The organism is Microbacterium sp. LMI1x-1-1.1, from assembly GCF_040676205.1.
Lineage (GTDB): Bacteria > Actinomycetota > Actinomycetes > Actinomycetales > Microbacteriaceae > Microbacterium > Microbacterium aquilitoris.
Genome location: NZ_JBEGHM010000002.1, coordinates 158,115 through 178,547 on the forward strand (window position 1 = coordinate 158,115; position 20,433 = coordinate 178,547).

The 20,433-nt window shown below is 68.2% G+C and carries 22 protein-coding genes and 1 tRNA gene; 16 read left to right on the forward strand and 7 right to left on the reverse strand.

What is annotated here, in order from left to right; genetic code table 11:
- Positions 1-145: 145 nt before the first annotated feature.
- The gene (locus tag MRBLMI1x_RS08405) at positions 146-1,030 is read right to left on the reverse strand and encodes a hypothetical protein (RefSeq protein WP_363458111.1); all 885 of its coding nucleotides are present in this window, start codon (positions 1,028-1,030) and stop codon (positions 146-148) included.
- A gap of 264 nt (positions 1,031-1,294) precedes the next feature.
- Here MRBLMI1x_RS08405 and MRBLMI1x_RS08410 point away from each other — a divergent pair, with 264 nt between their 5' ends.
- Together MRBLMI1x_RS08410 and MRBLMI1x_RS08415 are read left to right on the forward strand one after the other, a co-directional pair.
- On the forward strand, positions 1,295-1,843 hold the full coding sequence (locus MRBLMI1x_RS08410) for a hypothetical protein (RefSeq protein ID WP_363458114.1): 549 nt from the start codon (positions 1,295-1,297) through the stop codon (positions 1,841-1,843).
- Positions 1,844-2,034: 191 nt separating this feature from the next.
- On the forward strand, positions 2,035-2,745 hold the full coding sequence (locus tag MRBLMI1x_RS08415) for a potassium channel family protein (RefSeq protein ID WP_363458117.1): 711 nt from the start codon (positions 2,035-2,037) through the stop codon (positions 2,743-2,745).
- A gap of 274 nt (positions 2,746-3,019) precedes the next feature.
- Here the strand turns inward: MRBLMI1x_RS08415 and MRBLMI1x_RS08420 are convergent, their stop codons facing one another.
- Positions 3,020-4,024, reverse strand: a complete 1,005-nt coding sequence (locus tag MRBLMI1x_RS08420) for a M23 family metallopeptidase (protein ID WP_363458120.1) — start codon at positions 4,022-4,024, stop codon at positions 3,020-3,022.
- A gap of 289 nt (positions 4,025-4,313) precedes the next feature.
- On the opposite strand from MRBLMI1x_RS08420, the gene MRBLMI1x_RS08425 reads away from it, so the two are divergent.
- Complete coding sequence (locus MRBLMI1x_RS08425) at positions 4,314-4,550, forward strand: hypothetical protein (protein WP_363458123.1); 237 nt, start codon at positions 4,314-4,316, stop codon at positions 4,548-4,550.
- Between the two features lie 34 nt (positions 4,551-4,584).
- Here the strand turns inward: MRBLMI1x_RS08425 and MRBLMI1x_RS08430 are convergent, their stop codons facing one another.
- Complete coding sequence (locus MRBLMI1x_RS08430) at positions 4,585-4,854, reverse strand: hypothetical protein (protein ID WP_363458126.1); 270 nt, start codon at positions 4,852-4,854, stop codon at positions 4,585-4,587.
- Positions 4,855-5,242: 388 nt separating this feature from the next.
- Between MRBLMI1x_RS08430 and MRBLMI1x_RS08435 the strand changes: the two genes are divergently transcribed.
- On the forward strand, positions 5,243-5,503 hold the full coding sequence (locus tag MRBLMI1x_RS08435) for a hypothetical protein (RefSeq protein ID WP_363458129.1): 261 nt from the start codon (positions 5,243-5,245) through the stop codon (positions 5,501-5,503).
- Positions 5,504-5,592: 89 nt separating this feature from the next.
- On the opposite strand, the gene MRBLMI1x_RS08440 is transcribed toward MRBLMI1x_RS08435, so the two are convergent.
- Positions 5,593-6,009, reverse strand: coding sequence for a hypothetical protein (locus MRBLMI1x_RS08440; RefSeq protein WP_363458131.1), 417 nt, complete (start codon positions 6,007-6,009; stop codon positions 5,593-5,595).
- Positions 6,010-6,542: 533 nt separating this feature from the next.
- Between MRBLMI1x_RS08440 and MRBLMI1x_RS08445 the strand changes: the two genes are divergently transcribed.
- A complete protein-coding gene (locus MRBLMI1x_RS08445; protein ID WP_363459381.1) occupies positions 6,543-6,860 on the forward strand; it encodes a helix-turn-helix domain-containing protein in 318 nt (105 codons plus the stop codon).
- 282 nt (positions 6,861-7,142) lie between these two features.
- The gene (locus tag MRBLMI1x_RS08450; RefSeq protein WP_363458134.1) at positions 7,143-7,382 is read left to right on the forward strand and encodes a helix-turn-helix domain-containing protein; all 240 of its coding nucleotides are present in this window, start codon (positions 7,143-7,145) and stop codon (positions 7,380-7,382) included.
- Between the two features lie 69 nt (positions 7,383-7,451).
- On the opposite strand, the gene MRBLMI1x_RS08455 is transcribed toward MRBLMI1x_RS08450, so the two are convergent.
- A tRNA-Arg gene (locus MRBLMI1x_RS08455) sits at positions 7,452-7,524 on the reverse strand.
- Between the two features lie 71 nt (positions 7,525-7,595).
- Between MRBLMI1x_RS08455 and MRBLMI1x_RS08460 the strand changes: the two genes are divergently transcribed.
- Entirely contained in the window at positions 7,596-8,321 is a 726-nt protein-coding gene (locus tag MRBLMI1x_RS08460; protein ID WP_336124317.1) for an NUDIX hydrolase, read from the forward strand.
- On the opposite strand, the gene MRBLMI1x_RS08465 is transcribed toward MRBLMI1x_RS08460, so the two are convergent.
- Positions 8,309-9,292: a DUF2510 domain-containing protein gene (locus MRBLMI1x_RS08465; protein WP_363458137.1), complete on the reverse strand. Its 984-nt coding sequence runs from the start codon at positions 9,290-9,292 to the stop codon at positions 8,309-8,311. The two genes, MRBLMI1x_RS08460 and MRBLMI1x_RS08465, sit on opposite strands and share 13 nt — an antisense overlap.
- Positions 9,293-9,424: 132 nt before the next feature.
- Between MRBLMI1x_RS08465 and MRBLMI1x_RS08470 the strand changes: the two genes are divergently transcribed.
- Positions 9,425-10,069 (forward strand): SDR family oxidoreductase, encoded by a 645-nt coding sequence (locus tag MRBLMI1x_RS08470; RefSeq protein ID WP_363458140.1) that lies wholly within the window; start codon positions 9,425-9,427, stop codon positions 10,067-10,069.
- A 12-nt stretch (positions 10,070-10,081) separates the two neighbouring features.
- Here the strand turns inward: MRBLMI1x_RS08470 and MRBLMI1x_RS08475 are convergent, their stop codons facing one another.
- Positions 10,082-10,873: an SGNH/GDSL hydrolase family protein gene (locus tag MRBLMI1x_RS08475; protein WP_363458143.1), complete on the reverse strand. Its 792-nt coding sequence runs from the start codon at positions 10,871-10,873 to the stop codon at positions 10,082-10,084.
- Between the two features lie 84 nt (positions 10,874-10,957).
- On the opposite strand from MRBLMI1x_RS08475, the gene MRBLMI1x_RS08480 reads away from it, so the two are divergent.
- The 8 genes from MRBLMI1x_RS08480 (at position 10,958) to thrB (ending at position 20,404) form a co-directional block, all read left to right on the forward strand.
- Positions 10,958-11,782 (forward strand): transglutaminase-like domain-containing protein, encoded by an 825-nt coding sequence (locus MRBLMI1x_RS08480; protein WP_363458146.1) that lies wholly within the window; start codon positions 10,958-10,960, stop codon positions 11,780-11,782.
- Between the two features lie 79 nt (positions 11,783-11,861).
- A complete protein-coding gene (locus tag MRBLMI1x_RS08485; protein ID WP_363458149.1) occupies positions 11,862-13,034 on the forward strand; it encodes a sensor histidine kinase in 1,173 nt (390 codons plus the stop codon).
- 30 nt (positions 13,035-13,064) lie between these two features.
- Entirely contained in the window at positions 13,065-14,732 is a 1,668-nt protein-coding gene (locus MRBLMI1x_RS08490) for an arginine--tRNA ligase (RefSeq protein WP_020096815.1), read from the forward strand.
- Position 14,733: 1 nt separating this feature from the next.
- Positions 14,734-15,525, forward strand: a complete 792-nt coding sequence (locus MRBLMI1x_RS08495) for an LmeA family phospholipid-binding protein (RefSeq protein ID WP_026303028.1) — start codon at positions 14,734-14,736, stop codon at positions 15,523-15,525.
- A 107-nt stretch (positions 15,526-15,632) separates the two neighbouring features.
- Positions 15,633-17,057, forward strand: coding sequence for a diaminopimelate decarboxylase (gene lysA / locus MRBLMI1x_RS08500; protein WP_363458154.1), 1,425 nt, complete (start codon positions 15,633-15,635; stop codon positions 17,055-17,057).
- Complete coding sequence (locus tag MRBLMI1x_RS08505) at positions 17,054-18,391, forward strand: homoserine dehydrogenase (RefSeq protein WP_018188641.1); 1,338 nt, start codon at positions 17,054-17,056, stop codon at positions 18,389-18,391. The genes lysA and MRBLMI1x_RS08505 overlap by 4 nt, the downstream gene beginning before the upstream one ends.
- Position 18,392: 1 nt before the next feature.
- Complete coding sequence (thrC, locus tag MRBLMI1x_RS08510; protein WP_336124301.1) at positions 18,393-19,475, forward strand: threonine synthase; 1,083 nt, start codon at positions 18,393-18,395, stop codon at positions 19,473-19,475.
- The gene (thrB, locus tag MRBLMI1x_RS08515) at positions 19,472-20,404 is read left to right on the forward strand and encodes a homoserine kinase (RefSeq protein WP_018188639.1); all 933 of its coding nucleotides are present in this window, start codon (positions 19,472-19,474) and stop codon (positions 20,402-20,404) included. The genes thrC and thrB overlap by 4 nt, the downstream gene beginning before the upstream one ends.
- The last annotated feature ends 29 nt before the right edge of the window (positions 20,405-20,433 follow it).

Sequence of the window (20,433 nt, forward strand, 5' to 3'; positions counted from 1 at the left end):
GCGACCAGCGCACCAATCTCCGGCTACACGCCGCCGCCACCCCTGCAGGCGGTGCCCTCGGTCGACCTGACGCTCAGCGCGTCCTGACCGCTTGAACGCATATGCACAGTGGCGCCGGCGCCTTCTGGGTTCCGCAGGGCATGCGTCATCTGAACTCGGGGAACAAGAACGCCTGTTGAGGACTTCCCATTGCGAACCAGCGAAATCCTCCGTGCACCGCTTCGTAGCCTGGTGAGAAGATGCGCGCTTGCATGCGCAGGCCCATGATCCCCGAGTTGATCGCCTCGCTGTAAGCGACACCGGTGACTCGGAGCGCGTCATGCGCCTTCTCCGGACGGAACGCCGCATTGATGCCTTTGCGGTGAGCGATCGACGCGAACAGCCAGCCGTCGACTATGGCCGGCGGGAGATCGAACCAGTCCTTTCCAATGCGATTCGACAGCATGTAGGTCAGCTGGTTGCGTCCATCAAATTCTCGAGTGAACACGTCCTTGATGAAGTTCGTCACGTGGGCGTGGGCGGCCTCGAGCTCACGCGGTAGCCAGTCGGGCCGGGTGTCCGATCCGATGCGAGCGAGGGTGATCGGTCGCTTCGTCTCGTACCTGATGAGCGCGAACTTCTCGCCGGTCGGTACCCTCGCTTCGACCATGGCGGCGACCGCGTCTCCGATGGATGTGTAGAGAATTGACTCGCCTACAGCGTTCAATCGGCCGCGAGATTGAACGAACTTGGTGGGCGCTTCCCATAGACCTGACTCATGGTGCAGGTCGGGGAGAACAGGTTGGTCCTGCAGTGGAACGATGCGAGCGCGCCACATAGTCTGCCCCGCGGGGTAGGTGGCCGTTTCTGTTACGTACGCCGCTCTCGTCCCATCCCGCCCGTCTGCTCCGACTTCGAGAACCTCGAGAAGTCGCTGAAAAGCGTCGGCTTCGTTGTGGGGCGGGTTGTGCCAGAAGGCAGCGACCCGCTTGTCGAATGCCTCCAGGTCTATCTCTGCCAGGTACGTCGTATAGCTGGGGTCGGCGTGCACGAGATAAGAATGCCACCACCCCTGAGGCTCGATGCGCTCGTCGACCGAGAACGAAGCTCGGGCCTACAGGCTCACCCACTTGAACGCGTTGAGCGGAGCCGATCAGTTGCGTCTTTGGTTACGGTCGACGTCGTAACAGATCCCGCCCGAACGAATGCATATGTACAGAACTGCCCCCGCTCGGCCTGACGGTTGGGCGGGGGCAGTTCGTGGTTTCCGGACTCGGTAGATTGTGGCTAACGCTTTGAGGGAAGTGGTGGGGGCATGGAAAGCGCGGAGACGGCTGAGGCCGCGGCTCGCTCGATTGTTGCGCTGTGGTTGTCGGGGGGTGCGCTGGGTGTCGCTATCCTCGCGGCGGGCTTTACAGCTTGGCAGGCGGCTACTGAGCACCTAGCACGGGTTCGGCCTCTGAAGGCGTCGTGGGTTGCCGAGAGCCACGTAGCGCTGGACCCGATGCGCCAATACGAGAACGGCTGGTACCTGACCAACATCGGCGGAACGACAGCGGTCGATGTCGACTTCACGGTCGAGATGCTCTCACCCCGCGATCCTGCTGAAAGTACGAAAGTATTCAGAGCAGAGCTACCTATCCCGCCGGGCGCGCGTGTCCGACTTGCCGACACGAAGATTCGGCCGGCCTTCGGGTCGTGGTGGGTTCCAACATCCGAACCCGGCACGTTCCAGAAGGCGGAGTTGGATCGCGCAGGCGATCCGGTCGAAAGCAATGCGCAGCGCCTATTCACCAAGTGGGGGATAGTCTCCTGGCTCGACGAAAAGGGCAAGCAGAAGAAGTCGCGAGTCGCGCTCTATTAGCTGTGCGCCGCGATCAGGATCGTCGGGTGGCGGCGTTCCGCCAGACGGTCACGGACCGGCGGCCGGCGTGCGCCTCCCACTGAAGACACAGACGACCCGATCGTTCCATCCGGTTGAGGTCGCCGATATCCGCGTCGCCGGCGCTCCCTCAATCGAGATGCAGGTGAGCGCCCGTCTGTACGCTCGGGTCCATGATGCAGCGGCGGTGGCAGACCCTGACCGAGTGGCCCCTCCTCGTCTCGTCCGTGCTTTTTCTTGTCGCCTACGCCTGGCAGGTCATCGGAGAGCTGCAGGGCATCTCAAACGCGGTGGCGGAAGCCATTATCTGGGTGACCTGGGCGCTGTTCCTGATCGACTACCTCGCGAACCTTGCCCTCGCGCCGCCGGCTAGGCGGTGGCGCTGGTTCTATACCCACTTGTTCGACCTCGCGATCGTCGTGCTCCCGATGCTCAGACCGTTGCGAGTCCTCAGACTCGTAACGCTTCTCTCTGTCATTCAGCGCACCGCGGGGAACGCGATCCGCGGGCGGATCATCCTCTACGTGTCGTCGGCTTCGGCGCTCCTAGTCTTCGTTGCAGCGCTTGCGGTGCTAGACAGCGAGCGGGGCCATGGCGGTGGCATCCAAACGTTCGGGGACGCCGTCTGGTGGGCCCTCGCAACGGTAACGACAGTCGGTTACGGCGACCTATCTCCCGTGACCACCGAGGGGCGGCTGATCGCGGTCGGTCTCATGCTCGGCGGCATTGCCCTCCTTGGCGTCGTGACAGCCACGCTCGCGTCTTGGATCGTTGAGCGAGTTGCTGCGCACGACACAGAAGCAGACGCCGCGACGGTGGGCCACATCCGTGCTCTCGAGTCGAAGATCGACGAGTTGCAGTCGATGATGCGAGCTCGGGACTGAATCGTCAGCGGGCGTGTAGGCAGTCGAACAAACCCGCTTGTCCTTCGCAGGGCGCGGGGCCGCCGCCGTCCCCACACGGGCGGCGACCTCCTCCCGGAGACCATCAACGACATGGCTGGTGGCTTGCGGAGCCTCCACCCCACTCCGGACCGTACGCCTTATGGACGGCCCGCAATAGGGTGCTCGCATTCCGCCGCAGAGAACGCATAATCAGGGAACGCGCAGCCTGGGACCTATCGATTCGGGCTGCGACGTCCCGCGTCTCGCCGATGGATTACACGAGGAACCGGGATCCCCGGAAGTTGACCTTCTCGATCTTCGCGGTCATCCCGCCCGTCGTGGTGACTTTGAATCGGAGCAGTTGCCCCGTGAGTAGTTCGACCTCGACCGGAATCTTGCCCGCGGTCGTCGGAGTGAGGACGGGAATCTGTGATGCCCAGAGGCTCACCTCGTCGGTGACATCACCCGCTGAATTGACATCGACGCGGAGAGGTGAGATGCGCAGACTGCCACTGGAGCTAGTGGTTGAGAATTCGACAGTGAGAACTCCGGATACTGCCTTAGCGGGTCCGTTCGCGACAGCCAGACGGCCCTCGTCCCCGAAAAGAAGCCAGTGCTCGGTGTTGGGAGCGATGCTCTGCTTCGTCGTGCGGTCACCCGTTACTGCCAGGGCCTGTAGTTGCACTTCGCCGTCCTGTTCTGCCGCCCCTCCGGGCAGCTTCGCGTTGTGGATGAGGGGGTAGGGGTCGATGCTGTCGGAGTACCGGTTCGCCCCTGTCCAGATCTCGAGGTGAAGATGATTGCCCCAATTCCCGCCCGTACTGCCGACCTCACCGACCTTGGCGTGCAGGGATACCGACTCATTTGTGGCGACGTTCAGCGAGCTCATGTGGGCATAGAGGCTGCGGTGACCTGAGGCGTGCACGATCAAAACGTGCTTGCCCGCCCACGCCCATTCTTGGCTGGTCTTCGTGCCGGCGAACGCAACGACGCCGGACGCTACGGCGTGCACGTCAGTCCCAAGTCCATAGGGGTAGTCGATACCGCGATGTGGGCCGGGCGATGGGTAGTACTCCGGGTAGCTTCCACCCCAGTGTCGCGACGGGCTGATGCGGGTCTTGAAAGGGTGCCCCCAGGTGATTGCCGCGTTGCTAGGTTGGACGTCCGCGACCGCAATGATGGTGCCAAGTGCTACTGACGTCGCGCCGCCGACGAGCACGGTCCTTCGTGAGAAATCGGGCAACGATTTTCCAGCTGGTGGGCTTATCGGTTGCGACATGATGCGACCGTAGCTAATCGGCGCTGACTGCCGATGTCCCCTCTTCGGGGGACATCGGGCTCCTGACCGAGCGTGACAACCGCCACGGCTGAAGCGCGAAACGACTGCGCTTGAACTCACGGCTGGGCGGGGGCGTTCTGTCGTTACACGGTGCGGACGGTGAGGAGCTGTCATCCGTCGGGGACGATCGTGTTGAGGCCATCCCGAACGGCTAAGTTCGTTTCATGATCAACCCGGGGTAGCCGCGAGGCCGAAGAAGCCCAATATTCCAGCGCTGATGCTCGTCGGCGTGGGGAGCATCATGCTCCTTGTAGGGCTCATCGGCGCGCCAGCTGCCCAACGCGCTGCCGAGGAGGATGCGTCTGCCGCCACTCTCAACAACGCCGTGTTCGCCGACGCGCTCGCCGTCAGCGTCTACGACACCGTCGGGCCCGATCTGACAGGGGTCTGGCTTCTCCACGGGGTAGCGGGCTTCGGGGTACTTGCGGTCCTCCTGGGGCTCACCGCGTTCGCATTTCGCCGGTAGCAAGCCGCGCCGGACTCGTGGCCTCTCTCGCGTTCTAAGAGATCTCGTCGACTGCGCCAGCCCACACCCAACAGCGATGCTCCTGCCCGTCAACGGTGAACGTGATCCCGACAGCGGACGGCGTCCACCGGGCGGCGACCGCGTCGACACGCACCGGGGTATCCCCGAACCGGACCCACGCTTTCACCTTCCGGCGCGGCTTCGGGTCGACCGTCAGCGGCACCTCGTCGAGGCGCAGCTCGAGCGGGGCGAGCGTCTGCAACGGCTGATCGCGCGCGGTGATCTGCAGTGCGCGCTCGTTCATGCGCGCGTCTACCGCTGTGGCGTATCGCCTGTTCGTGCCCAATGCCGGATGACCCTTCCTCCGGCCGAGAGACTGCCATTCTGCACCGACACTCTGGTGGGTGGCGTGTGCTCTCAGTCAGGATGCGGGAATGGTTACCCACCTCGCAGAAGCCACCCGACGGTCAGTGCAAGAGAACAACTGGCACGCTGCTCTCGCCCTTGCTCTCACACTCCCCGACATCTGCGGACGCCTAGAGCGCCCAGAGATTCGGAGTTCGCAGAAGCGCTACGAAGCGTGGTGGCGGGACTAGATGCAAGACGCGTATGCAACGCAGCGAAGTGTCCGCCTCTCGGGGGCCGACGCCTACGCTCTTCGCTGCGCCGTACTCCATGAGGGGCGAGACGATGTGCTCGAGCAGAAGGCCAGAGAGGCCGTCAGCAAGTTCGTATTCTTCGAGCCCGTGAAGGGGGAAGGTACGCACGCCGGACTGATTGACTCAGTGATGGTTCTTCGAGTCGACGCGTTTTGCGAGGACATCTGTGCTGGTGTGGACGCTTGGGTTTCCCATATCAACTCGGCTGACGAAGGAGCGGCGGCCCGCGCTTCCACGCTCATGCAGGTCCGTCGATACCCCGTGACCATCAATGGCGTCTACATCGGTGGCTGAAACTGGACCATAGCGTCGCGGCATGAGTGAACCGACCGGCTAGGTCGACGAGGCGACCAGTTGGGGTGCTCTCATTTGGACAGCTTGGCTCATTTCGAGACCTGCAACATACCGGCCAGTGCTCCGCCAATCCCTGTAATGCCCCACGCGAGCGCAAGAAGGCTTGCGGAGACCACTATCGAATCGATCCATCCGTGCACACGGCGAGACACCCCTTCTACGGGCGCCAGGAGCTTGCCAGCAGATGCGACCGCGACGGCGCAACCGGCAAGCACAGCACTTTTTTTCGCGTCCAGCCCGAGAAACACGGGTAGTAACGCCGCGAGAATGAGGAGTACGGCGACGCCAATCAGCACTGCGGCCGCGGCGAAATCGTTCATTATCGGTGGCCCCGCGGGATGCGGTTCGGGGGGCTGCGGGTCGGGGGGCTGCGGGTCGGCGGGCTGCGGGTCGGCGTGTTGCGGGTCGGCGGACTGCGGGTCGGGCAGCGGCGTGTCGGTCGTCATGATTCCCCTCGAAAATTCAGCTTCACGTGCCCTGTCGATTCACGCAGCGTCGGACGACGGTCATCCGATTAGAGCTGGTGGCATTTCTAATCTAATGTTTTGACTTATGTCTTCGGGGGAACGACACGGGGCAGTCGTCGGCACGGTGTTGGACGGCGGCGAAGCGACCCTGGCATCTGTGATGCGCGCCGTATCGGCGGATCCGTCTATCCCGCTTCTCGCGGCCGTCCTCATGCTTGGAGTGGCGCTCCTGCGTTCGGGAAAAAATGCTCAGCCGCACAAGCTTTTCGAGACGTGCGAGGCTAGCAAAATGACCATCAACGACGAGTTCGCCAGCGGCGAGCAGCCCCGGTGTGCGGCTTGCGGGGCGGTCATGCGCGAAGTCGACGGCGGCTACGAGTGTGCCTGAGACGGCACAACAATCAACATCCCGTGGGTGAAGCGACCGGTTGGCGGCGACGAGATCCCCGGACTGCGCAGAGGATGAACCCGTGACATCAGCGCCGACGGAGTCGGCCGTTTCGCCCGCGGTTATGGCAAAGACCCTGGGCGTCTCCTACCAGGTGGTCCTCCGGATGGCTCATGAGGGGCAGATCCCCGCGTTCATGGTCGGGGCTCGATGGCGAATGTTCCCGAGCGAGGTCATCGCACATCTGCGAGCCGCCACGCCGGGTGTAGTCAGACACGAAACGCCTGCGCTGCCGCGTCCTGCGTCGGGAGCGCACGCGCCCGACGATCCGGGGGAGTCGAACCTGCATCAGGCGCTTGAGTTTCTCAGCAAGATCGACCCGGCGGGCGCCCTCAGTCAGAGGGAGGCTGCCGAACGCGCTAGGCGCGCTGGGTTTTTCTGATCGAACGTCGGCCGGAAGAATGACGAAGCCCCCCGGGCTGATCAGGTCCGAGGGGCTCTATCGTCGTACGTCTACGACGAAAATTCGCGGCTCACTTTCCCCTGAGCTGGAGTCTTTCTGTCTGCCTTTTGGCCGGGTCCGGTTGCTATGCGGACCCGCGTTCATCTTCTACGAAGCATCACTACCCATCGCCTCCAGATCATGTTGTGCTCCATACGGATCATGCAAGATACAAACCAAACGGAACACAAGTCTTTGATCCGAACGGAGTACCCGGAGCTCGTGGAAAACGACGCAGACACCCGATACAACAAGGCAGTGGCAGACGTGCTGCGCGAGCGCAAAGAAGCAATCGGGATCACCTTCGACGACCTCGCGCTCGCCGCGGAGCTGCCCCGCGCCACCATTGCCCGCATCATCTACGGGCACCGAGACATCAAGGTGTACGCCCTGCGCCGCATCGCGGGTGTCCTAGAACTGGACCCGGGCGAAGTGCTGAAGCGGGCCGAGACTGCCCTCTGAGCGATCGGGCACACCTGTGGGTACATATCAAAGGGGGAGCCGATTTCTCGGCTCCCCTTTGATTCACTGTGCCCCCGGAGGGATTCGAACCCCCGACTTCTGGTACCGGAAACCAACGCTCTATCCCCTGAGCTACGGAGGCGTACCGATCGAGACTATCACCGGTGCGGCGGCCCTCGCGCCCACCGTCGACCCGTCGCATAGCCTGGCTGCATGACGTCTTCCGCGCCCGTCCCCGCCGCGCGGGCGCAGCTGATCGACCTCGTCGCATCGGTCGCGAGCGGCGCCCCGCAGCCCGGGTTCGAGGTCCTCCGTGGGATGCCGGCGGTGCCGGGAGCGCGGCCCGCCGCCGTCCTGATCCTCTTCGGCGTCCTGGACGACGTCCCCGCCGATCGGGAACACCCCGACGGCGCGATCTCCCGCGACCTGGACGTCCTCCTCCTCTCGCGCGCCGAGACTTTGCGCGCGCATCCCGGTCAGGTCGCGTTCCCGGGCGGACGCGTCGATCCCGGCGATGCCGACGTCATCGCGGCATCCCTCCGCGAAGCGCGGGAGGAGACCGGCCTGGACGTCGACGGCGTGGAGATCGTCGGTGCGCTCGACCCGATCCCGCTCGAGTTCTCCCGTCACCTCGTCACCCCGGTGCTCGCCTGGTGGCGTCGCCCGTCCGCCGTCGGCGTCGTCGACGAAGCCGAGTCGGCGGACGTGTTCCGCGCACCCGTCGCCGACCTGCTCGACCCCGCGCACCGCGGCGTGACCGTCATCAGGAACGATCGCGGCGAGTTCCGTGGCCCCGCCTTCCTCATCCCCACGGCGCGCGGCGAGAGGCTCGTGTGGGGGTTCACCGCGATGATCCTCGACGGTCTGTTCTCGCGCCTCGGGTGGACGGAGCCCTGGGACCGCGACCGGGTGATCCTCCTGCCGGATCAGAACGCGTAGTAGTTCGCGTAGTCCGTCAGCAGCAGATCGGTCGCGTCCTCGGGGACGAGGTAGGCGACCAGGCCGGTCACCTTCTCGCCTTCGTCGATCATCCCGGCATCCCGGAGGAGCGTCGTGTCTTCGTCGCCTACCACGAAGGCGTTCGGGTACACCGCCCCGTCGGGTGTGGCCAGGGCCAGGTCATAGGTCGGGAAGGTGGCGGAGACACCGTACGGGTCGAGTCCGGTCACCGTCATCTCGACGAGGACGTACCGCTGCCCGTCGATCGCGGCGCCGTTGTACGAGTTCCACGACAGGACCTCGTTCGTCGCGTCGTCGTTGACGATCCGGATGTCGGCCGAGTACTCCTCGCCGATCGAGGACTCCGACACGTAGGGGAGCGGCAGGGGATCGCCGATCGAACCGGGACCGCTCTCGGGAGCGTAGGGCTGGATGCCGGGGGCCGAGGGAGACGCCTCGGGGAGGGGGTCCGCGGTGCCGTAGTCGTCCTCGGAGGAGGAGGTCGCCGGGAACCAGATGAGCGCCGCGATCGAGAAGGTCACGAGCGCCGACCAGACGAGGGCGAGCCCCGACAGGACGGTCCCCGTCACCGACAGCCCCTTCGGCTGACGCCGCACGAGGGCCATGATGCCGAAGACCGATCCCGTCATCGCGACCAGGAGTCCGAAGAAGGGGATCCAGGCGAAGATCATCGCCGCGATGCCGATCGAGAGCGCGGCGATGGCCAGCCCCTGCTGTTTCGGCGGCGCATACGGCGCCGTCGAGTAGCCGGGATACCCCGAGTACACCGGAGGCGTGCCGGGCGCCGAGTTCGCATACGGCGGGACCGCGGGCGGAGGCACAGGCGCACCGGGAGCGGGGGAGGCGGGCAGGTAGGCGGGCGCCGCGTGCCAGGCCGATCCATCCCAGTAGCGCAGTTCGTTGCCGGCATGCGGTGCCGGGTACCAGCCGGCTGGCGTCGTCTCGCTCACGTCTTGATCCCCCTCGTCGATGCGAACGGAACGCGGACGGGGCCGCCTTCCACGTCGAGGGTACAAGCGCAAGGGGACGAGCATCTTCCGCCGTCCACCGTAGCGTCGGGGGTTGACGAAAGGAGCCTCCCCATGGCAACCATCACGATCATCGGCGGACACGGAAAAGTCGGCCGGCTGCTCGCCCCCCTCCTCGTCGACGCGGGGCACCAGGTGACCTCCGTCATCCGCAACCCCGACCACCGGGACGACGTCGAGCGGACGGGCGCGACCGCCCTCGTCGCCGATGTCGCGGCATCCGACACCGACGCCATCACCGAACTCCTCGCCGACAGCGACGCGGTCGTGTGGTCGGCGGGCGCGGGTGGCGGCTCGCCGGAGCGGACCTATGCGGTCGACCGGGATGCCGCGATCCGTTCCATCGACGCGGCGGTCGCCGCCGAGGCGCGCCGGTACGTCATGGTGTCGTACTTCGGCGCCGGACCCGACCACGGCGTCGACCCCTCCGACGACTTCTTCGCGTACGCGGAATCGAAGGCCGCGGCCGATGAGCACCTCCGCGGTGCGGACCTCGACTGGACGATCCTCGCCCCGTCCGCTCTGACGCTCGACGACCCCACCGGTCGGATCGACGCAGATGCCGACAAGGGCACGTCGGTGTCGCGGGCGGACGTCGCCGCAGTGATCGCCGCAGCCCTGGCGGATCCGACCACGATCGGCCGGACGATCTCGTTCAACAGCGGCGACCAGCCGATCGCCGAGGCGATCCGGGCCTGAGCCGCACCGCGGTCAGGGGCCGACGGGTTCCGGTGCGTCGTCGCGGGTCGCACCGGCATCCGTCGTCGCACTGCGCTCGGTGAGGGCCGCGAACAGCTTCTCGGCGAGGTACTCGTGGCCCCGGTCGGAGGGGTGTTTGCGGCCCGCGCCGGTGTCGATCATCTCGAGGTAGTTCGCCGGGGTCAGCCACTGCTCCTGCAGGGGCGAGATGTACCACCAGTGGCGGGCGTCCGCGGCGGCCTCGAGGTCCCCGTCGATGCGGGCGGTCCCCTCGTCGACGGGGAACTCGTGGGGCGTCGGGCCGAAGATCACGATCTGCGCGCGGGGGTAGAGCCGCTCGAACGTGTTCCACGTGGCATCCACGGCCTCGCGGTACCCGCGCTCGCCCTGATGACGGTCGTTGATGGACCCCTGGATGACGATGAGGTCGTAGTCCGCGGCGGGATCGAGCGCCTCGGCGCGGCGGCGGAAGTCCGGCCCGTCGTAGCCGGGCCTCATGTATCCCGATCCGCGGACGCCGTCGACCGTGACGTTCCAGCCGCTCAGCCAGCCCAGGCGGTACGCGTAGCCCTCCGTCGGAAGGGTCGCCGCCGATCCGTACGTCCAGGAGTCCCCGAACACGAGCACGTCGGCGTCGGCCGGGATGGACAGGGGCTCGACCTCGGCGACGGCGCCGACAGAGGTCGCTGCCTCCACGCGCGGCGTCGTGCGCCAGGGTTGCCATGCGGCGAGAGCGACGATCGCCGCCACGCCGCCGGCGACGATGCTCAGCCCCCAGTTACGCGCGCGACGATCCGACCCCATGCGACGAGGGTAAGCGATCATCGGCGGTGTCTGTGCCACTGTTCACCTGGCCGACACATGTCGTCCGCGTGCGAGGATTGCCCGGTGCAGCGTGTCGTCCGAGCCGAACTCGATCTCGACGTCGAAGGGGAGCTCGACCTCATCCTCTCGATCGCCGTGGCCGACGGCGTGCCGGTCGTCCACGAGGATCTCCGTCTTGAGCGGGACGGTCGCGTGCTCGTCCCGACGGTGATGACGGATGCCGCGGGCACACGCCTCCACCGCCTCCGGGTCGACGCGGGCCCGGTTCGGGTGTCCTACGACGCCCGCGTCGTGGGGAGCGCGGCGCCGCAGCCCGCCAGCGCTCTCGACACCGCGGTCTACCTCCGCCCCAGCCGGTACGCGCCGTCGGACTCGGTGTTCGCGCAGGCGCGCCGCCAGTTCGGGGGGCTTCGGGGAACGGACCTCCTCGCCGCCGTCGAGGCGTTCGTCGCCGAGACCGTCACCTACTCGCCGGGGCTGTCGCTCGGCACGGACTCGGCCGTCACGACGCTTGCGAGCGGGACGGGCGTCTGCCGCGACTACGCGCACCTGGTGATCGCGCTCCTGCGGGCGATGGACGTGCCCGCCCGGTACGTCGCCTGCTACGCGCCGGGCCTCGTGCCGATGGACTTCCACGCGGTCGCGGAGGCGTGGATCGACGGGCGCTGGCTGGTCGTCGACGCCACGCGACTGTCCAACCGTCGGGGCCTGGTCCGGATCTCGACGGGAAGGGATGCCGCCGACTGCGCGTTCCTCAGCTACTACGGCGCCAATCTGGGCCTCCGACGGATGTTCGTCGACGCACGCGTCGAAGCGGACGACGCGGACCCCGAGGCGGCATCCGATCCACTCCGGGACGATCGCGCGAGCCTCGTCGCGCTGGCCTGAGCGTCATGGGACATCGCCGCACGGTGGCTCGAGCCGTTCTGATGATTAGGGTGGGGCACAACACATGGGGGAGCTGAACGTGACAACCGCCGACGACGCGATCAGACGCGCCATCATCGAGGAGTACGGCGTGCTCGGGGGAGCCCCCGAGCCCGACCTGCAGGGCCTCGTCCAGTTGGCCGCCACGGTGTGCGGGGTCCCCACCGCCGTGATCAACATCATCGACGATCGCTTCCAGCATCAGATCGCTGCCGTCGGGATCGAGCCGGCTGTCTGCAGCCGTGAGGATTCGATGTGCGCCGTCGTGTTCCGCAAGCCGGGGCACACCGTCGTCAGCGACGCGGCTCTCGACGAGCGCTTCGCCGCCAACCCGTTCGTGACCGGTGAGGTCGCCAACGTGCGTTTCTACGCCTCGAGCCCCCTCATTACCCCGATGGGCGTCCCGATCGGCACCATCTGCATCTTCGATGACGTACCCCGCGAGATGCCGGAGGACGAGAGCGCCGCCCTCGCCCTCATCGCCCATCAGATCGTCGACGTCCTCGAGCTGCGCCGCCTGACCCGGGAACTCGGCGAGTCGAACGAGCAGCTCGAGAACTTCGCGGCACAGGTCGCGCACGACCTCCGGAACCCTCTCACGGCCCTGACCGGGTACATCGAGCTCGCCTCCGAGGTGCCCGAGGTCGCCGAGACCCCCGCGGCGTCTCGCGCACTCGCTCGCGCCGAGTCCGTCGCCGACCGCATGTCCGGCATGATCGCCCGTCTCCTCGACTACGCGAGCGTCGGCGGTGCGCCGATCCGCCGCACCTCGGTCGAGGTCGGTCCGCTGATCGCCTCGACGATGGACGACCTGAGGACCGCCGGCCTCGACAACGGCGCCGACGTGACGGTCGACGCATCCGTCCCCGTGCCCGCCGATCCGACCCTCCTCGGCGTCCTGCTGCAGAACCTCGTCGGCAACGCCGTGAAGTTCGCGGGCGCCGGCGGACGCGCGCCGGCGATCACGGTGTCGGTCGGAACAGTGGCCGCGGGTGTACGGATCACGGTCGACGACAACGGCCCGGGCGTCCCGGTCGCCGAGCGGGACCTCGTGTTCGAGCCGCTCGAGCGAGGATCGAACGTCGACGTCCCCGGCTTCGGCATCGGCCTCGCCACGTGCAATCGGATCGTCCAGTCCCACGGCGGCCGCATGGGCATCGACGAGTCGCCCTCCGGCGGTGCCCGCGTCTGGATGGTCCTGCCGTCGGCGTGAGGACCCCCTGAAACGTAGACTTGACGGGCTATGACTCCAGAAGCCCTCTCCGCAGCCCTTCTCGCCGTCGTCTCCCCGCTCGTGGAGGCGCGACGACCCGGCTCCGGTGAGGCTCTGACGCTCGCCGACTTCCCCGTCGAGCGCCCGAAGAACCGCGACCACGGCGATTGGGCATCCAACGCCGCGCTGAAGCTGTCGAAGCAGGTCGGTGCGAACCCGCGCGAGTTCGCGGCCGAGGTCGCCGACGCGCTCGCTGCCGTCGACGGCATCGCCTCGGTCGAGGTCGCCGGCCCCGGGTTCATCAACATCCGACTGGATGCCGCCGCTGCCGGCGCGCTCGCGAAGACGATCGTCGAGGCGGGCACGGCCTTCGGGCACGGGCGCTCGCAAGAGGGCAACACGATCAACCTCGAGTTCGTCAGCGCGAACCCGACCGGTCCCATGCACATCGGGCACACGCGTTGGGCGGCTCTCGGCGACGCGATCGCCCGTCTGCTGCTCGCGAGCGGCGCGACCCTCGTCCGCGAGTTCTACATCAACGACGCCGGCGCGCAGATGGACCGGTTCGGTCGCTCGGTGCTCGCCCGCATGCAGGGCGAGCCGGCTCCCGAGGACGGCTACGCCGGGGCCTACATCGACGACCTCGCGGCGCGTGTCGCCGAGGCCGAGCCCGGCATCGCCGACCTGCCCGAGGACGCACGCGTGGCCGCGGCCCGCGACAAGGCCTACGAACTGCAGCTCGCGGAGCTCCAGGCATCCCTCGAGAAGTTCAACGTCCACTTCGACGTCTTCTTCAGCGAGCGGACGCTGCACGCGAAGAGCGCGGACGGTGGCCCGAGCCTCGTCGACGAGGCCGTCGACCGCCTGCGCGCGCAGGGTCACGTCTTCGACGCCGACGGCGCCGTGTGGGTGCGCACCACCGACTTCGGCGACGACAAGGACCGCGTCATCCGCCGCTCGAACGGGGAGTACACGTACTTCGCCGCCGACGCCGCCTACTACCTGAACAAGGGCGACCGCGGTTTCGCGCACAAGATCTACCTGCTCGGCGCCGACCACCACGGTTACGTGCACCGCCTGAAGGCGCTCGCCGGCGCGGCCGGCGACGATCCCGAGAAGGACATCGAGGTGCTCATCGGGCAGCTCGTCTCCATCAACGGTGCGCGCCTCTCCAAGCGCGCCGGCAACATCATCGAGCTCGACGACCTGCGCGAATGGCTCGGGACCGACGCGTTGCGCTACTCGCTCGCGCGCTACCCGGCCGATTCGCCGCTCACGCTCGACCCCGAGATCCTGCAGAAGCGGACGAACGACAACCCGGTCTTCTACGTGCAGTATGCCCACGCGCGCACGCACAACGTCGCCCGCAACGCCGCCGATTCCGGCGTCGCGCGCGACGCGTTCGCTCCCGAGCTGCTCACGCACGAGACCGAGTCCGCGCTCCTGGGCGCGCTGCAGGAGTTCCCGCGCCTCGTCGCCTTCGCGGCGGAGCTGCGCGAACCGCACCGCATCGCCCGGTACCTCGAGGAGCTCGCGAGCCTCTACCACCGCTGGTACGACTCGTGCCGCGTCACCCCGCTCGGCGACGAGGAGGTCACGGACGTGCACCGCACGCGCCTGTGGCTGAACGACGCGACGGGTCAGGTCCTGCGCAACGGACTCGACCTGCTCGGCGTCAGCGCGCCCGAACGGATGTGACGTGGCGACCGTGACCGAGGTCCGGCCTGCTCGCCGTCGTCCCCGTCGAGGGGTCACCTGGGCGGTCGTCATCGTCCTCGCGGTCGTCGGACTCCTCGTCGCGGCGGAGGTCGCGGCACGCATCGTCACGCCGCAGATCATCCGCGATCAGATCGTCCAGAACGTCGGCCTCCCGGCCGACCAGAAGATCGACGTCGACATCCCCGCGCCGCTCCTGCTGCCTCTCGTCGTGGTCGGACAGTTGCCCGAGATCAGGCTGAGCGCTGACGATGTCGAGCTCAACGGCATCACGGCGGACGTCGACGTGACAGCGGACGACGTTCCGATGTACACCGGTGCCGATTGGTCGTCGGCGAACGCGACGGTCGTGTTGGATCAGGCTCAGACCCGCGCCCTGCTGTCGAAGGTGGACGGCTTCCCCGCGGAGTCGGTGACGCTCGATCCGCCCGACGTCGCCCTCGACACCGCGTTCCCGATCCTCGGCACGTCGGTCCCCGTGGGGGTGACCCTGTCGCCCGCCGCCCGCGACGGCCAGATCGTCCTGTCGCCCACGACGTTCCGTCTCGGCGGCGCAGATGTGTCGGCCGACGCGCTCCGCCAGCAGCTCGGTCCGCTCGTCGGCTCGATGCTGGAGGAGCTGCCGGTCTGCGTGTCTCAGTACCTGCCGAAGGCGATGACCCTCACGGGTGTCTCCGTCGCGGAGCGCGGGATCGTCGCGGACTTCGAGATCGACAGTGCCATCCTCCGCGACAAGGCCGCGCAGGAACCCGGTTCCTGCGACGGCGACCGCTAGCGTCACGGAGCCGGGGTGCTCCGCCCCGGTGCCCTAGACTGTGGGCACCGTCGGGGCGTGGCCACACCGCCCGACGTACCCGTTCCCACCCCGATTGGTGCCCCTGCGTGTCCACCACCTCCGACCGTCCCGCCGTGCCCGAGTGGCTGACTCAGCCGCATGACGCGAACGCGCTCGTCGAGGCCGTGTGGCCCGAGGGAGCCGTCCGTGACGACGGCGGGGCGATCGTCTTCGGGGGAGTGTCCGCGGCGGAGCTCGCCGAGCGGTTCGGCACCCCGCTGTACGTCGTCGACGAGGACCTCGTCCGCGCTCGCGCCCGCGAGGTGCTGACGGCGTTCCGGGATGCCGCGGCCCGCCACGGCGGCACGGCCCGGGTCTACTACGCGGGCAAGGCTCTGCTCACGACCGACGTCGTGCGCTGGGTCACCGCCGAGGGCCTCGGTGTCGACGTCGCCAGCGGCGGCGAGCTCGCCGTCGCGCTCGCGGCGGGAGCGGACCCTGCCCGCCTGGGCCTCCACGGCAACAACAAGCTGCCGTCCGAGATCAGCCGCGCGGTTCGGGTCGGCGTCGGCTCCATCGTCATCGACTCGCTCGTCGAGATCGAGCGGATCGCCGCCGAAGCCGAGTCCCAGGGGCGCGTCCAAACCGTCCTCATCCGCGTCAACAGCGGCGTGCACGCCGAGACCCATGACTTCCTGGCGACGGCCCACGAGGATCAGAAGTTCGGCTTCGCGCTGACGGATGCCGAGGCCGCCGTCGCCCGCATCCGAGAACTTCCGTCGCTGCGCTTCGCGGGACTGCACTGCCACATCGGCTCGCAGATCTTCGGGACCGCCGGCTTCGCCGAGTCCGCCGCTCGTGTCGTGGAGCTGCACGCTCGGCTCCGCGAGGGAGGCGACGTTCCCCTCCTGAACCTCGGCGGCGGCTTCGGCATCGCCTATACGTCCAAGGACGACCCGACCCCGATCGCGGAGCTCGCCGACGGCATCGTCGCGGCGGTCGCGCGCGAGTGCGAGAGCCGCGGCATCCCGATGCCCGAGCTCGCCTTCGAGCCGGGCCGCACCATCGTCGGACGCGCCGGGGTGACCCTGTACCGGGTCGGCACGGTGAAGCCGGTGCGCGTCTCGGACGACCTCGAACGGCTCTACGTGAGCGTCGACGGCGGCATGAGCGACAACGCCCGCACAGCCCTGTACGGCGCGGACTACAGCGCGCGCATCGCGAGCCGCCGGAGCGACTCCGCCCCCGCTCTCACGCGCGTCGTGGGGCGCCACTGCGAGGCGGGCGACATCGTGGTGTCGGACGAGTACCTCCCCGGTGACGTCGAGCCCGGCGACCTCGTCGCCGTCGCGGCGACGGGCGCCTATTGCTTCTCGCTCGCGAGCAACTACAACTACCTGACCCGACCTCCCGTCGTGGCCGTGAGTGCCGGCACAGCTCGGCTGATCGTCCGCGGCGAGGACGAGAACGACCTGCTGGCGCGCGACCTCGGCGTCGCACCGGCATCCCGCACCTCCGAGGAGTCCGCATGATCGAACCCCGCCGCCTGCGCGTCGCGCTCCTGGGAGCCGGCGCCGTCGGATCCCAGGTCGCCCGGCTGCTGCTGACGCACGCCGACGAGCTCGCCGACCGAGCCGGAGCACCGCTCGACCTCGTCGGGATCGCCGTCCGCGATGTCGACGCCCCGCGCGAAGCGGACCTTCCCCGCGACCTGTTCACGACCGACGCCGACACCCTCATCGCGGGCGCCGACATCGTGATCGAGGTCACCGGGGGGCTCGAGCCCGCCCGCACCCGCATCCTCCACGCCCTCTCCTCCGGCGCCGACGTCGTCACGGCGAACAAGGCGCTCCTTGCGACCCACGGCAGCGAGATCTTCGACGCCGCCGACCAGGTCGGGGCCACCGTCGCCTACGAGGCGGCCGTCGCCGGCGCGATCCCGATCATCCGGCCGCTCCGCGACTCGCTCGCCGGCGACCGGGTGCGACGGATCATGGGTATCGTCAACGGCACGACGAACTACATCCTCGACCGCATGGACCGCGAAGGTCTCGGCTTCGACGAGGTGCTCGCCGAAGCGCAGCGGCTCGGCTACGCCGAGGCCGACCCGACGGCGGATGTCGAGGCGTACGACGCCGCGCAGAAGGCGGCGATCCTCGCGAGCCTCGCCTTCCACACGACCGTGCCGCTCGACGCCGTGCACCGCGAAGGCATCACGGCCGTGGATGCCGGCGTCATCGAGGCCGCCCGCAAGGCCGGCTACGTCGTCAAGCTCCTGGCCGTGTGCGAACGTCTCGTCGACCAGCCCGACGCCGCGCCGCACGGCGAGGCGATCTCGGTCCGCGTCTACCCCGCTCTGGTTCCCCGCGAGCACCCCCTCGCCTCGGTGCACGGCGCGAACAACGCCGTGTTCGTCGAGGCCGAGGCCGCCGGCGACTTGATGTTCTACGGCGCGGGTGCCGGGGGAGTGCAGACCGCGTCCGCCGTCCTCGGCGACGTCGTCTCGGCTGCGCGGCGCCACGTCGCGGGCGGACCCGGAGTCGGCGAGTCGACGCGCGGCGGCCTGCCGATCGTGCCGATCGGCCGCATCCGGACGAGCTGCCAGATCACGCTCGAAGTCGATGACCGGCCGGGTGTGCTCGCCACCGTCGCCGGCATCCTCAGCGACGGGAACGTGTCCATCGCGACCGTCGAACAGACCACCTCGGGCGGCGCCGTCGCCCAGGACAGCGGGGATGCCGTCGCGCACCTCGTCATCGGAACCCACACGGCCCGGGAGCAGGACCTGGCCGACACCGTCGAGCGCCTCGCTGCCACCAGCGCGGTGCGTCGGGTGGTCTCGGTCCTGCGGGTAGAAGGAGACTGACATGGCACACGTCTGGCGCGGAGTCCTCCGCGAGTACGCCGATCGACTGGGCGTCACCGACGCCTCGACCGTCGTGACGCTCGGCGAGGGCGGCACCCCGCTCATCCCGGCGGCGTCGCTGTCGCGCATCACCGGAGCCGATGTCTACATCAAGTTCGAGGGCATGAACCCGACGGGCTCGTTCAAGGACCGCGGCATGACCGTCGCCCTCTCCCGTGCCGTCGAGCACGGAGCCGAGGCCGTCATCTGCGCGTCGACCGGCAACACCTCGGCATCCGCGGCCGCCTACGCCGCGCACGCCGGCATCACGGCCGCCGTCCTCGTCCCCGAGGGCAAGATCGCCATGGGCAAGCTCAGCCAGGCCGTCGCCCACGGCGGCCAGCTCATCCAGATCCGCGGCAACTTCGACGACTGCCTCGAGATCGCGCGCGAGCTCGCCGGCGGGTACAAGGTGCACCTCGTCAACTCGGTCAACCCCGACCGCATCGAGGGACAGAAGACGGCCGCCTACGAGGTCGTCAGCCAGCTCGACGACGCCCCCGACTTCCACTTCATCCCCGTCGGCAACGCCGGCAACTACACCGCCTACTCGCGCGGCTACCGCGAAGAGGCCGAGCGCGGCATCGCGACGCGCGTGCCCCGCATGTTCGGCTTCCAGGCCGAGGGCTCCGCGCCGCTCGTGCGCGGCGAGGTCGTCAAGAACCCCGAGACGATCGCCTCGGCCATCCGCATCGGCAACCCCGCGTCCTGGGACCTCGCCCTCGAAGCCCGCGCAGCCACCGACGGCTGGTTCGGCGCGATCGACGACGAGCGCATCCTCGCGGCGCAGAAGCTCCTCGCGGGCACCGTCGGCGTCTTCGTCGAGCCGGCGTCGGCGATCAGCGTCGCCGGTCTGCTCGACCGTGCCGAGGCGGGTGTCATCCCGAACGGCGCCAAGGTCGTCCTCACCGTCACCGGCCACGGCCTGAAGGACCCGCAGTGGGCGCTCCGCAACCCCGACGGCTCGCAGGTCGAGCCCATCGTCGTGGACGCGGCGACCAGCGAGGTGGCCTCCGCGCTCGACCTCACCCGCGTGGCGGGATGACGCTCGCGGGGCGCTCCGTCGCCGTTCGCGTCCCCGCGACGAGCGCCAACCTCGGGCCCGGCTTCGACACTCTCGGTCTCGCCCTGAGCGTCCATGACGAACTCGTCGTGACCGCGCTCGACGGTCCGGGCCTCGAGATCGAGGTTTCGGGGGAGGGGGCCGCCGACGTCCCGACGGATGCCTCGCACCTCGTGGTCCGCTCGATGGCGTACGCGTTCGAGGCGGCCGGTCGGCCGATGCCCGGCATCCGTCTGCGCGCGCACAACGTGATCCCGCACGGCCGCGGCATGGGATCCTCCGGTGCAGCCGTCGTGGCGGGACTGCTCGCGGCGCAGGGACTGCTCGAGGGCGACGTCACCCTCGGCCCCGAGACCCTCTTGCGCCTGGCGACCGAGCTCGAGGGGCACCCCGACAACGTGGCGCCCGCTCTGTTCGGCGGGCTGACGATCGCGTGGATGGACTCCACGGGGCCGCAGCACAAGAAGCTGGCCGTCCACCGCGGGGTCTCACCGCTCGTCTTCGTCCCCGAGTTCACGATGTCGACCTCGGTCGCGCGCGGTCTCGCGCCGCTCCACGTCACGCGCGAGGACGCCGTCTTCAACGTGTCGCGGTCGGCTCTGCTCATCGCGGCGCTGACGCAGAGCCCCGAACTGCTCATGGCGGCGACGGAGGACAAGCTCCACCAGTCGTACCGGGCGCAGGCGATGCCCGCGACGGATGCACTCGTGCAGGGCCTGCGTGCCGCCGGGTTCGCCGCCGTCGTCTCGGGCGCAGGACCCAGCGTCCTCGTCCTCGCCGACGGGCCGGGTCGACGACTCGAAGCGGTCGATTTCGCCGCCACGTCGACGGACACGCCATGGAAACCCTTGCTGCTGGCCGTCGATGTGCGGGGTGGTACAGTGAGGGACCATACGGAGGATGCCACGTAATCACGTGAATCTGCCCTCCACTCGCAATC

Coding starts and splice junctions, on each gene's coding strand:
- MRBLMI1x_RS08475 (WP_363458143.1), bottom strand. CDS start 10,873: ATGGGGTCGGATCGTCGCGCGCGTAACTGGGGGCTGAGCATCGTCGCC.
- MRBLMI1x_RS08440 (WP_363458131.1), bottom strand. CDS start 6,009: ATGACGACCGACACGCCGCTGCCCGACCCGCAGTCCGCCGACCCGCAA.
- thrC (WP_336124301.1), top strand. CDS start 18,393: ATGGCACACGTCTGGCGCGGAGTCCTCCGCGAGTACGCCGATCGACTG.
- MRBLMI1x_RS08490 (WP_020096815.1), top strand. CDS start 13,065: ATGACTCCAGAAGCCCTCTCCGCAGCCCTTCTCGCCGTCGTCTCCCCG.
- MRBLMI1x_RS08420 (WP_363458120.1), bottom strand. CDS start 4,024: ATGTCGCAACCGATAAGCCCACCAGCTGGAAAATCGTTGCCCGATTTC.
- MRBLMI1x_RS08505 (WP_018188641.1), top strand. CDS start 17,054: ATGATCGAACCCCGCCGCCTGCGCGTCGCGCTCCTGGGAGCCGGCGCC.
- MRBLMI1x_RS08460 (WP_336124317.1), top strand. CDS start 7,596: ATGACGTCTTCCGCGCCCGTCCCCGCCGCGCGGGCGCAGCTGATCGAC.
- thrB (WP_018188639.1), top strand. CDS start 19,472: ATGACGCTCGCGGGGCGCTCCGTCGCCGTTCGCGTCCCCGCGACGAGC.
- MRBLMI1x_RS08410 (WP_363458114.1), top strand. CDS start 1,295: ATGGAAAGCGCGGAGACGGCTGAGGCCGCGGCTCGCTCGATTGTTGCG.
- MRBLMI1x_RS08430 (WP_363458126.1), bottom strand. CDS start 4,854: ATGAACGAGCGCGCACTGCAGATCACCGCGCGCGATCAGCCGTTGCAG.
- MRBLMI1x_RS08445 (WP_363459381.1), top strand. CDS start 6,543: ATGGCAAAGACCCTGGGCGTCTCCTACCAGGTGGTCCTCCGGATGGCT.
- MRBLMI1x_RS08470 (WP_363458140.1), top strand. CDS start 9,425: ATGGCAACCATCACGATCATCGGCGGACACGGAAAAGTCGGCCGGCTG.
- MRBLMI1x_RS08415 (WP_363458117.1), top strand. CDS start 2,035: ATGATGCAGCGGCGGTGGCAGACCCTGACCGAGTGGCCCCTCCTCGTC.